The 11,735-nt window shown below is 67.6% G+C and carries 13 protein-coding genes; all 13 read left to right on the top strand.

The features are described from left to right. The first annotated feature begins 405 nt into the window (after window positions 1-405). Window positions 406-858: a PTS sugar transporter subunit IIA gene (locus NTX40_05040; GenBank protein ID MCX5648448.1), complete on the top strand. Its 453-nt coding sequence runs from the start codon at window positions 406-408 to the stop codon at window positions 856-858. A gap of 76 nt (window positions 859-934) precedes the next feature. Beyond that, window positions 935-1,267 (top strand): hypothetical protein, encoded by a 333-nt coding sequence (locus NTX40_05035; protein ID MCX5648447.1) that lies wholly within the window; start codon window positions 935-937, stop codon window positions 1,265-1,267. Between the two features lie 5 nt (window positions 1,268-1,272). Then, window positions 1,273-2,340 carry a V-type ATPase subunit gene (locus NTX40_05030; GenBank protein MCX5648446.1) on the top strand — a complete coding sequence of 356 codons (1,068 nt, stop codon included), beginning with the start codon at window positions 1,273-1,275 and terminating at the stop codon, window positions 2,338-2,340. Further along, window positions 2,333-4,345, top strand: coding sequence for a hypothetical protein (locus NTX40_05025; protein ID MCX5648445.1), 2,013 nt, complete (start codon window positions 2,333-2,335; stop codon window positions 4,343-4,345). Before NTX40_05030 ends, NTX40_05025 begins: the two co-directional genes overlap by 8 nt. A gap of 14 nt (window positions 4,346-4,359) precedes the next feature. Then, window positions 4,360-4,728 (top strand): ATP synthase subunit C, encoded by a 369-nt coding sequence (locus NTX40_05020; GenBank protein MCX5648444.1) that lies wholly within the window; start codon window positions 4,360-4,362, stop codon window positions 4,726-4,728. A 35-nt stretch (window positions 4,729-4,763) separates the two neighbouring features. Then, window positions 4,764-4,913 (top strand): hypothetical protein, encoded by a 150-nt coding sequence (locus NTX40_05015; GenBank protein ID MCX5648443.1) that lies wholly within the window; start codon window positions 4,764-4,766, stop codon window positions 4,911-4,913. A gap of 102 nt (window positions 4,914-5,015) precedes the next feature. Then, window positions 5,016-6,332, top strand: a complete 1,317-nt coding sequence (locus NTX40_05010; protein MCX5648442.1) for an MFS transporter — start codon at window positions 5,016-5,018, stop codon at window positions 6,330-6,332. Window positions 6,333-6,480: 148 nt separating this feature from the next. Next, window positions 6,481-6,807: a V-type ATP synthase subunit F gene (locus NTX40_05005; GenBank protein MCX5648441.1), complete on the top strand. Its 327-nt coding sequence runs from the start codon at window positions 6,481-6,483 to the stop codon at window positions 6,805-6,807. Then, window positions 6,804-7,445: a V-type ATP synthase subunit E family protein gene (locus NTX40_05000; protein ID MCX5648440.1), complete on the top strand. Its 642-nt coding sequence runs from the start codon at window positions 6,804-6,806 to the stop codon at window positions 7,443-7,445. The genes NTX40_05005 and NTX40_05000 overlap by 4 nt, the downstream gene beginning before the upstream one ends. Before the next feature lie 3 nt (window positions 7,446-7,448). After that, window positions 7,449-9,227, top strand: a complete 1,779-nt coding sequence (locus NTX40_04995) for a V-type ATP synthase subunit A (GenBank protein ID MCX5648439.1) — start codon at window positions 7,449-7,451, stop codon at window positions 9,225-9,227. Window positions 9,228-9,238: 11 nt separating this feature from the next. Next, window positions 9,239-10,690, top strand: coding sequence for a V-type ATP synthase subunit B (locus NTX40_04990; GenBank protein MCX5648438.1), 1,452 nt, complete (start codon window positions 9,239-9,241; stop codon window positions 10,688-10,690). Continuing rightward, the gene (locus NTX40_04985) at window positions 10,683-11,330 is read left to right on the top strand and encodes a V-type ATP synthase subunit D (protein MCX5648437.1); all 648 of its coding nucleotides are present in this window, start codon (window positions 10,683-10,685) and stop codon (window positions 11,328-11,330) included. Before NTX40_04990 ends, NTX40_04985 begins: the two co-directional genes overlap by 8 nt. Continuing rightward, the coding region (locus NTX40_04980; protein ID MCX5648436.1) for a universal stress protein at window positions 11,323-11,735 on the top strand (413 nt) is incomplete at its 3' end. The genes NTX40_04985 and NTX40_04980, both read left to right, overlap by 8 nt.

Raw genomic sequence — 11,735 nt, 5'->3', positions numbered from 1 at the left:
CCCCCGGAAGCTAGCGCCAGGGCCGGTGGTCTCCAAAAAACCGCCCCAAAATACCCCCCAAAACCTCCTCAAAAAAGTTATCCACAATCCTCCTTCGCCCTGCGGGCTACGGAGGACAGGTCGCCGGTCGTAAGTTGAACCCCACCGTGACACGGGCCACGGCAGGGAACGTGCCCGGCGGCTCCCGCCGCCGGCTCGAAAAGTCGCGGCTCGAACCCGGCTTCGTCTGCGACTACGCCGTGGCAGGCGGCGCCGGGCGCCTCGGGACCGGAGAATCAACACTTGCAATGGACCTTGCCGGTTTCTACGATAACGGAATCGTTTTGAAAGGAGCGGGCCACCTGCCCGAGGCCGGTCGGGGCGCTAGAGCCTGGGCCGGCGGGGCGGCGAACCAGGAGCACGCCGATGAGATTGCGCGACTTGCTCGACGAATCCGTCGTCAGGGTCGGTCTGGAAAGCCGGGACAAGGAAGAGTGCTTCGAGGAGATGATTGACCTCCTCGTCCGCGCCGGCCGCCTCTCCGACCGGGCGGGCGCGCTGGAAGCCGTCCTCCAGCGCGAACAGCAGGGCACGACGGGCATCAGCGACGGCATTGCGATCCCGCACGGCAAACACGCGTCGATTCCGACGCTCACGGTGGCCGTCGGCACCAGCGCCGACGGCATCGAGTTTGACGCCGTCGACGGCGAGCCCGTTCACGCGGTCTTCATGCTCCTGGCGCGGATCAACGACCCGGGTCCCCATATCCGGGCGCTCGCGGAAATCGCCCGCCTCGTTCAGACGCCGGGACTTTACCGCCGGCTCGTCGAAGCGGGTTCCGCCAGGGAAATCCTCAACATTCTCGACGCCGAGGAGTGAGGCGGAAGGGTCGGGCAGGGGCGGCAGGCCCTGTAGTGAGAGAATATCTCTACTACAGGGCAGGCGGGGTGGGACGATGCGCGACGTTATCCAAAAAATGCTCCAGGCCGAGGCCGAGGCCAAATGTATCGTCGCCGAAGCCGAAGCCAAGGCCGACCAGATCCGGGCCGACGCACGCCGAAAAGCCCAGGAACTCATCGAAGCGGCCCGCCGTGACGCCCAGGACGAGGCCGACAAGGTCGTCCGCACAGCCGTCCAGGAAGCCGAACAGCAAAAACGGTCCCGTCTTCAGGAGGCCGCTGAAGCGATCCGCGCCGAACTCCAGGTCGCCCCCGCCCTCCGGAAAGAAGCCGTCGAAACGGTCGAGAGGGTCGTCCGCGGCACGGCCGACGGGACCACGAACGGGTAGCCTCCATGGCCCTGCAAATCGCTTTGGATCTGGACTACCTGGCGGCCAACGTTCACGGCCGCCGGAGCCGCCTCGCCGAGGCCGACCGTCTCGACGCCCTCTGTCGGCTGCGCACCGTGACGGACCTGGCGCGGGCCCTGTTTCCCGAGAGCCGGTTTCTGACCGCTGCGGCGCTCCAGCGGGTGCTCATCCTGGACCAGGTGGAGGAACTGACGGAGATCGCGTCGCGCCTGGGCGGGGCCGCCGGAAAGATTTTGGACTGGCTGGGCGTGCGGTTCCAGATGGAGAACCTGAAGGTGCTGGCGCGCGGCCTGGCGGGCGGGATGGCGCTGGAGGACCTCCGGCCGCACCTCATCCTCCTGCCCGACGACCTGGCGCTGCCGGTGGAGGCGCTGGCGTCGGCGGGGTCGCTGGAGGCGTTCGCCGCCCTCGTGCCGCACGAGCCGCTCCGGGAAGGGCTCCGGCGCTGCGCCGACCTATTCGCCCGCCGGCCGAAGGCCTTCTTCCTCGAGGCGGGTCTCGATGCCGGGTACCTGGAGGAACTGCTGTCGCGGGCGCGGGCGTTGCCGGCCGCCGACCGGCGGGAAGTCCTCCCGATCGCCCTCCAGGAAGCCGACACGTTTCATATGATGTTGGCGGCGCGGGGCAAGTTCCACTACGGCCTGGGTCCGGAGGCGATCGTGCCGTTCCACGTCCGCAAGACGCGGATTCCGCGCCAGACGTTCGCGGCGATGGCAGCCGCAGAGCACGTGGCCGACGTGGCGTCGGCGGCAGCCGGCGCGGCATTGGATGAAGTTCCGGCGGTGGCGAAGGAAGCCTTGACGGCGGCGGACCTGGAACCCCTGGCGTGGGGGCGGTACTACCGGCTGGCGAACCGGGCGTTCCGCCGATGCCACATGGGCCTCGGCGCCGTCGTCGCCTACGCCGCCATCCGCCGAGTCGAACTGGCGAACCTGATTACGCTGAGCGAGGGCATCCGGCTGGGCCGACCGGCCGACGCCATTCGCCGGCGCCTCATCCCCGCTGCGCCGGGGCGAGGCCCGGCCGCTCAACGGGAGCCGACCCGTGTTTAGCGTCGTCCCGATGCAGCGTCTGAGCGTTGTCGTCCTGGAACGGGACGAGCGGATGGTGCTGCGCGGTTTAGGGTTGTTGGGGGCGGTCCACCTGGTGCGGTCGGAGGCGGGTCCCGAGACGGCGCCGCAGGCGCCGCCGGACCGGACGGAGGACCTTCGGCGGGCGGACGCGCTTCTGGCCCGAGTGGACAAACTGGTCCGCGACCTGGAACTGGCCGACCTGCCGCAGGTCGGCACGGACCTTCCCCCTGCGCAGCATCCTGCGGAGATGGGCCTGCAAGAGATCGAGAAGTCGCTGGCGCCGCTGGAGGGTCAGGCGGCCCAGGTCCTCCAGAGCCGCGCCGCAGCCCTCCAGCGGTGGGCCCGCGTCACGACGCTCCTGGAACAGGTCGGGGCCTACGAGGGCCTGGACCTGTCGCTGGAGCAGATCGGGCGGTTCTCGTTCCTGCACTTTGCGATGGGCAGCCTGCCGGAAGAGCACTTCGAGGCGTTCGAGAGAAAGGTCGGGCCGAACGTCATCCTGCTGCCGCTTGGCGAGAAGGGCGGGCGCCGTCGGCTCGTGGCGGTCACGAGCCGCAAAGGCCGCTTCGCCCTGGAGACCGGACTGGACCAGGCGGGGTTTCAGCACGAGGTGATCCCGGAGCCGGCAGCGGGAACGATGAAGCAGGTCCTGGCCGAGGCCCGCCGCGAGAAGGCGGAACTTGGGCAGGAACTGGCCCGCCCGCGCGAGGCGCTGGAGGCGCTGCGGGGGGACCTGGCCTCGCCCCTGGCCCGCCTGCGGGCCGCCGCCGACATCGAACGCCGAATCCTCGACGCCGAACAGAACTTCCCCCACACCGACGCGACGGTCCTCATCACCGGCTGGATTCCCAAGTCCGACGTCCCGCAAGTCCGGCACCGCCTCCAGGACCTGGTGGGCGGCCGATGCGTCGTCGAGGCCGAGGACCCCGGCGACGTCCCAGAGGACCAGATCCCGGTGCTGCTGCGGCATCCTCGGCTCCTGAGGCCGTTCGAGATGCTGGTGGTGGGTTACGGCCTGCCGGGATACCGGGAACTGGAGCCGACCCTCTTCGTCGCGATTACGTTCCTGGTGATGTTCGGCATCATGTTCGGCGACGTGGGTCATGGCGGGGTGCTGGTGCTGGGGGGCCTGGCGATGCTGGTGGCGGCCCGGCGCGAGAAGGTCCGCGACGTCGGCATGCTGCTGCTCCTGGCCGGCGCCAGCAGCATCGGCTTCGGGCTGGTGTACGGCGAGTATTTCGGGATGCGCGGGTGGGGCCTCTGGTACAACCCGCTGGAGGAAGGCAAGACGATGGAACTCCTGGCCGACTCCATCGTCATCGGCGTGGTGATCATCAGCCTGGGCCTGATCCTGAACATCATCAACCGGTTCCGGCGTGGCGACATCGTCGGGGGGTTCCTGGACAAGTTCGGCGTCGTCGGGGCCGTCTTCTACTGGGGCGTGCTCGCCCTCCTGATGAAAATCCTCGTCTATCATGAGGTGGACCTGCATTGGATCGAGGTGGCCCTGCTGGTCGTCCTGCCGGCCCTGGCGCTGCTGCTGATGGCGCTCAAGGAGCCGATCGCCTATGCCCTGCGGCGGCGCGCCGGCGGCGCGGCGCATGGCGACAGCCTCCTCCTGGCCTCCGTCGAGTCGGTCGTCGAGGTTTTCGAGGGCGTCCTGGGGTACATGGCGAACACAATCTCGTTCGTGCGGTTGGCGGCGTACGCGATGAGCCATGCGGCCCTCCTGGCCGCCACGTTCCTGATGGCGCGCGAGGTTTCGCACTTGGTTGGGGGAGGGGGGCTCGGCAGCGCGATGGGCGTCCTGGTGATCATCCTCGGCAACATCCTGACGATTCTCCTGGAAGGCATCATCGCGTCGGTCCAGGCGATCCGGCTCCAGTACTACGAGTTTTTCGGGAAGTTTTTCTCCGGCAGCGGGCGGGCGTTCCGGCCGTTCCGGCTGGCTGAGAGGGACGCGGGGTCCTCCCCGCGACCATAGCGAAGGAGATGACCATGAAGGCGCTTCAATGGATGCTTTTGGCGGTGACGGTGGCTGTGCTGCTTTGGGGCGCGCCGGTCCGGGCCGCCGAACCGGCGGCCGACTCGGCCGCCAACCCCGGCGACGAACCCCGTGCCCAGGCCGCCGCCCGACCCGCCGTCAGCGACGCCAAGGCGATGGCGCTGGCCGCCTCGGTGGCCTTTGTCACCGCCGTCAGCATCCTCGGCGCCGCCTACGCCGTCGGACGCATCGGGTCGGCGGCCCTCGGGGCGGCGGCTGAAAAACCCGAACTCCTTCTGCGAAGCCTGCCGTTCGTCGGCCTCGCGGAAGGTCTGGCGGTCATCGGATTCATCGTCGCCGTCATCTTGCTCAATAAGTTCTAGGCGGAGGCGCGCCGTGAAGTTCTTCTGCGTGGCCGATGAGGACACCGTCCGCGGGTTCCGTCTCGCGGTCCGGCCAATCGGCTTACGACGCCAGCAAGGGCGCCATTGTAGCCTTCACGGTGTCGCTGGCGAGTTTCATGACCGGCGCGACCGTGGACGTCAGCGGCGGCATGCTGATGCGATAGGGGCGAGGGCAGGCGACCAACCTGCCGGGCGGCCGGAGAACACGCACGGTACCGCGGGACCGCCCCGCTAGTGGAGACACGCCGACGATGGCTACCATGTCCATGAGCACCCGAATCCGATTGAGTACGATGATGTTTCTTCAGTACATGCTGATCGCCGTCTGGTTCGTCCAACTGACGGCCTACGTCAAGAAACTGGGCATGGGTGGGCTTGAGATGGCCCTGATCGGCAGTTCGATGGCGCTGGGTTGCCTGGCGTCGCCGCTGATCGGCATGTTTGCCGACCGCAACTTCGCGTCGCAGAAGGTGCTGGCGGCGCTGAACCTGGCCACCTGCGTGCTGCTCCTGCTGTCGGCGCAGGTCACGGCGCCGTTCCCGCTGTTCCTGCTGCTTCTGGCGGCGATGCTGTGCTACATGCCCACGTGGGGCCTGACCAGTTCCATTGCGATGAGCCACAGCCCGGCGGAGAAGTTCCCTCAGATCCGGGTGTTCGGTTCGATCGGGTGGGTCGCCGCGGGCCTGTTCAGCATCGTGGCCGAGAAAGTGTGGGGCGCCGTGATCGACGGGACGGCGATCCCGCTGTACTGCGGGGCGGGCGTGGCGCTGGCCGGAGGCGTTTTCGCCCTGCTCCTGCCCCATACGCCGCCGCCGGCCAAGGGCCAGAAGACCTCGATTGTCGACGTGATGGGCCTGCGGTCCCTGGCGCTCATGAAGGACTGGCATTTCGCGGTCCTGGTCCTGGGGTACCTGATTGCCACCATTCCGTTCTCGGCGCACTGGACCTACGGGGCCGCCTTCCTGGAGGCCAAGGCGTTCAAGTACCTGACCGTGACCATGAACTGGGGCCAGTTCGTGGAGATGTTCCTGATGCTGCTCGTGCCGGTGGCCATCGCCCGCGGCGGCCTGAAGTGGACCATGGTCGTCGGCCTGCTCGCCCTGCTCGTCCGCTACGGCGCCTATGCCCTAGGCAACAACGGCAGCGTGGACACGCTGTACTACAAGGATACTTTTCCCGCCCCGGTGGTTGCCGGCCTTCTGGGCAACAATTACATCGTGGACGCGTACATCGTGAACGCGCTGTACTACACCGCCATCCTGGTGCACGGCATCATCTTCGGCTTCTTCTACGTGGGGGCGCAGATCTACGTGGACCGCAAGGCGCCCAAGGAGATGAAGGCCCAGGCCCAGGGCCTCTTGTTCCTGATCTTCGGCGTCGGTCTCTTGGTGGGGAACTTCGCGAACGGCTGGCTTATCGAGGCCAACACCGTGACCGAAGGCGCCAAGAAGATTATCAACTGGCAGCCAATGTGGCTGACCAGCACGGCTATCTCGGCCGTCCTGCTGGTGCTATTCGCGCTGTTGTTCCGCGACCCGGTGGCCGCCAAGTCGGCCGAAGCGGCCAAGCCCGGCGAGGCCTAGCGGACAAGGAGACCTGGCGCATGGCCAAGGTTCTGCTCGGAACCGACAACGGAGGCACGATGTCGGAGGCGGCCCTGTTCGACCTCGACGGCAAGGAAATTGCCGTCGCCATGATGTTAATGACCAAAATGTAACACGGAGGCGGGCTGTGAAGTTCTTTTGCGTGGCCGATGAGGACACTGTCCGCGGGTTCCGTCTCGCGGGCGTCGAGGGCGAAGCCGTCGCCACCGTCGGCGAGGCCGATCAGGCCATCCGCCGTGCGGCCGGCCGGCCCGACCTCGGCATCGTCATCCTCACCGACACTGTCGCCGCCGACGTCCGCGAACTCGTCGACGACATCCGGATGAACCGCGAACGGCCGCTCATCGTCGAGATCCCCGGACCCCAGGGGCCGATGCCCGGACGCAAGACCCTCCGCCAACTCGTGCAGGAGGCGGTCGGCATCCGTCTCGGTCAGGAGGAATCGAGCGCGTGACGCCCGACGAACCCAATCCGCAGGACGTCCTTCGCGAGGAGATCCTCGCCGACGCCCGCCGCCAGGCGGAACGCACCCTTCGCCGCACCGAACGCGAGGCCGAGGACGCCCTCCAGAAGGCCCGAAAAGAGGCCGACGCCGACCGCGTCTCGCGCCTCGACGCCGCACGACGCGAGGCCGAACGACGACGCAACCTCGTCCTCGCCGCCATCCCCGTCGAAGAGGCCCGCATGCGCGCCCAGCGGACCGAGGAGGTGCTCGACGCCGTCCGCCACGAGGCGCGCGAGCGCCTCCTGGAGCGAGGCGACGATTACCGCGCCTGCCTCGTCCGCCTCGCCGCCGGAGCCCTGGCCCAGATGGCCGGCGAACAATTCGTCCTCGAACTCGGGGCCGAGGATCTGAAGGCGTTCGGCAGCCGTCTGGCCGACGACGTCCGGAAAGCCGCCGGACGCGAGGGACTCCAGATCGCCGTCGCCCCGGAGCCGGCGGACATCGAGGCGGGCGTCATCGTCCGCGACGCCGACGGCCGGCAGGTTGTGGACAACCGTCTCACGGCACGCCTCGAGCGCCTCTGGCCCGCGCTTCGTCTGGTCATCGGCGCCCGCCTCGTGCCCGACGGGAAAGACAAGGAGCCGTAAGCGATGGCCCTGAAGACCGAAACCCGCGCGCCGGTCATCACTCGGGTGAGCGGCCCGATCGTGACGGCCCTCGGCATGCGCGGGGCCGAAATGTACGAGGTCGTCGAAGTCGGCCAGGAGGGTCTCATCGGCGAGGTGGTCCGCGTCCTCGGCGACTCGGCCACCATCCAGGTCTACGAAGAGACCACGATGATCCGCCCCGGCGCGCCCGTCCGGAGGACCGGCGCCCCCTTGTCGGTGAGCCTCGGCCCCGGCCTCCTGGGGAACATCTACGACGGCATCCAGCGCCCGCTTCGCGAGATCCACGCCCGCCTGGGACCCTGGATTGCGCGCGGCGAAAAAGTCGAGCCCCTTGATCCCGAGAAGAAGTGGCCTTTCGAGCCGGTCGGCGAGGCCGGACGCGAGGTCACCGGCGGCCAGCGGATCGGCGACGTCCTGGAAACGCCCCTCGTTCACCACCGCATCCTCGTGCCGCCCGGCGTGGCCGGCACGCTCCGCTGGCTCGCCCCTCACGGCCAGTATGCCATCCACGAAAAAATTGCCGTCGTCGAGACCGCCGATGGACCGAAGGAACTCACCCTGGTCCAGCGCTGGCCCGTCCGCCGGCCGCGGCCCGTCCGCCAGCGCCGACGCATCGACGAGCCCCTCATCACCGGCCAACGCATCATCGACACGTTCTTCCCGATTGGGAAGGGCGGCACGGGCGCGATCCCCGGCGGCTTCGGCACCGGCAAAACCATCACCCAGCACCAACTCGCCAAGTGGTCCGACGCCGAAATCATCGTCTACGTCGGCTGCGGCGAGCGCGGAAACGAAATGACCGAAGTCCTCCAGGAGTTCCCCCAACTCGTGGACCCGTGGGCCGGCAGGCCCCTGATGGAACGCACCATCCTTATCGCCAATACCTCCAACATGCCCGTCGCCGCACGCGAGGTCTCCATCTACACCGGCATCACCCTGGCCGAGTACTACCGCGACCAGGGCCGGAACGTCGCCGTCTTCGCCGACTCCACGAGCCGATGGGCCGAGGCCCTCCGCGAACTGGCCGCACGCCTCGAGGAAATGCCCGCCGAGGAAGGGTTCCCGGCGTCGCTGCCCACGCGCCTCGCCCAGTTTTACGAGCGAGGCGGGGCGGTGGTGACGCTCGACGGCGAGCGCGGCAGCGTCAGCATCGTCGGCGCCATCAGCCCCCCCGGCGGCGACTTCTCCGAGCCCGTCACCCAGCACACGCGACGCTTCATCCGCTGCTTCTGGGCCCTCGACACCGAACTCGCGAACGCCCGCCACTATCCCGCGATCCACTGGCTCCGCTCCTACTCCGAGTACGTCGAGGACGTGGCCGACTGGTGGCAGCGCCAGGCCCCCGACTGGGCGGACCTGAGGCAGGAGGCCCTTAAGGTCCTTCAGCGCGAGGAACGGCTCCAGCAGATCGTCAAACTCGTCGGGCCCGACGTCCTGCCCGACGCGCAGCGCCTCATCCTCTTCGTCGCCGAACTTTTGAAGGACGGCTTCCTGACGCAGAGCGCCTTCGAGGAAAAGGACGCCTACTGTTCGCCCAAGCGCCAGGTCGCCCTCCTGCGGATCATTCTGATGCTCTATCGCCGGGGGCAGCAGGTGATCCAGGCCGGGGCGCCGCTCGAGCGCCTGCGCCGGCTCGAATGCGTGCCGGAACTCATGCGAATCAAGAACGCCGTCGGCAACGACGAAATGGATAAACTCGCCGAGTTCGAGGCACGCGTTGCCGCCCAACTCGACGCCCTCGAACGCGAATACGCCAAATAGGGGACTTGCGCGTGTCGAACAAGTTGCCGGACATTCAGGACCACGGGCTCCAATACGTCGGCGCCTGGCGCATCGACGGGCCGCTCGTCGTCGTCGAGCGGGTCCGCAACGTGGGATACGACGAACTCGTGGAAATCATCGGGCCCGACGGCCGGCCTCGCCTCGGACGCGTCCTCGACATCTCCGACGCCGCCGCCGTCATCCAGGTCTTCCAGGGCACCGAGGGCCTCTCGAACCGGGATACCCGCGTCCGGTTCCTCGGCGAAAGCCTGCGCCTGCCGGTCTCGCGCCGGATGCTCGGACGGATCTTCGACGGCCTGGGCCGGCCCGCCGACGGCGGACCGCCGCCCCTCTCCGCCGACCGCCGCGACATCAACGGCCTGCCCATTAATCCCCAAGCCCGCCGATACCCCCGCGAGTTCATCCAGACGGGCCTGTCGGCCATCGACGGCATGAACTCGCTCGTGCGCGGGCAGAAACTGCCGATCTTTTCGGGCAACGGCTTGCCGCACGATCGCATCGCCGCCCAGATCATCCGCCAGGCGAGGCTCCTGGAGAAGCGGGTCGAGTTTTCCATCGTCTTCGCCGCCATGGGCGTCAAGCACGACGTCGCCGACTTCTTCGTCCGGAACTTCGAGGACTCGGGGGCCCTGGCGCGCTCCGCCATGTTCCTCTCGCTGGCCGATGCCCCGAGCGTCGAGCGGCTCCTGACGCCGAGAGTCGCACTCACCCTGGCCGAGCACCTCGCCTTCGACGAGAACCAGCATGTCCTCGTCCTCATGACCGACATGACGAACTACTGCGAGTCCCTGCGGGAGGTCGGGACGGCCCGCGGCGAAATCCCCGGACGAAAAGGATACCCGGGGTACCTCTACTCGGACCTCGCGGGCATCTACGAACGCGCCGGCCGCATCGGAGAATCCGAGGGCTCCATCACCCAGATGGCCATCCTCACGATGCCCGCCGACGACATCAGCCACCCCGTCCCCGACCTGACGGGTTACATCACCGAGGGCCAGATCGTTCTGGAACGGGACCTTTTCCAGCGCGGCATCTATCCGCCGATCGCCGGCCTGCCCAGCCTTTCAAGGCTGATGAAGGACGGCGTCGGCAAAGGCCAAACGCGCGACGACCATGCGGCCTTGGCGAGCCAACTGTTCGCCGGCTACGCCCATGTGAAACGCGTCCGTGGACTGGCGGACGTCATCGGCGAGGAAGAACTCGGACTCCTGGACAAACAATACCTGGAGTTCGGCGACGCGTTCGAGCGACGGTTCCTCAGCCAGGGCGAGTACGAGAACCGCTCCATTGAACAGACGCTCGAGATCGGCTGGGACGTCCTCTCGATGCTCCCGCGCGATGAACTCCATCGCCTCAGCGAGGAACTCCTGAACCGGCATTACCGCGACCCGTTAGCCGTACGCTTAGCCGCGACCCGAAGGGGAGCGCGTACCGATGGCTAAACTCAACGTGCCGCCCACCAAGTCCAGTTACCTGGCGCTCAGGCGCCAACTGGACTTTGCGCGCGAAGGGTTCGACCTGCTGGATCAGAAGCGCCAGATTCTGACGTTCGAACTCATGAGCCGCCTCGGCCGCGCACGCGACGCCGAACGCCGCGTCGCCGAGTCTCTCGCCCGCGCCTACGCCGCCCTCGCCGAAGCGATCCTGGAGATAGGCTCCGACGCCATGGACCGGGCGACCCTCGCCGTCCGCCTTCAGCACGAGGCCGACCTGAAGGACCAGCCGCTGATGGGCATCCGCGTGCCGGCGGTCAGCGTGCGCACCGAGCCGCCGAGCGCGCAGTTCGGCGTGGTCGGCACGAGCGCCCACACCGACATCACCATGCAGCGATTTGCCGAGATCCTGCGCCTCGTCGGAGAACTCGCGGAACTCGAAAACGCAGTGCTCCGGCTGGCCCGGGAACTTAAGAAAACCCAGCGCCGCACGAATGCGCTCTCGAAAATCTTCATCCCGAACTACACACAGACCTGTTCCTACATCGTCTCGAGCCTGGAAGACCGCGAACGCGAGTCGTTCGTCATCCTCCGCATGATCAAGGACCGCCTCGCCGCCGCGTTCGAAAGGGGCATGAGCCATGGCTAAACCGCCCGTCAACCACATCCTCGTCCTCGTCGATGGCACGGAGGCGTCCTTCCATGCCGCCGACAGGGCCATTGAACTCGCGCGCGCGCTGGGGGCTCGCCTCACGGCCCTCGCCGTCGTTGACACCGAGACGCTGCGGCAACTGTTGAACGTGAAGATCCTCGTCGATGCTGAAATGGGAGAGTTCGAAAAGGAACTCGAGGAAAGCGCCCGCCGTCAACTCGCCGAAGTCCGCGAACGCGCCCTCGACCAGAAAGTCGTCATTGAGGAGGTGCTCATCACCGGCAGCGTCGAGACGGTCGTCCCGAAAGAGGTCCAGGATCGCGGCGTGGACCTCATCGCCCTGGGCGGCTTCCAGTCCACCAAAATCACGCGCGACCTGGTGGCGCGCCAGCACCAGCAAAT

The sequence above is a fragment of the Planctomycetota bacterium genome, from assembly GCA_026387035.1.
Lineage (GTDB): Bacteria > Planctomycetota > Phycisphaerae > FEN-1346 > FEN-1346 > JAPLMM01.
The sequence above is the reverse complement of the archived record's forward strand: the minus strand, read 5'-3'. Positions and strand labels throughout refer to the sequence as shown.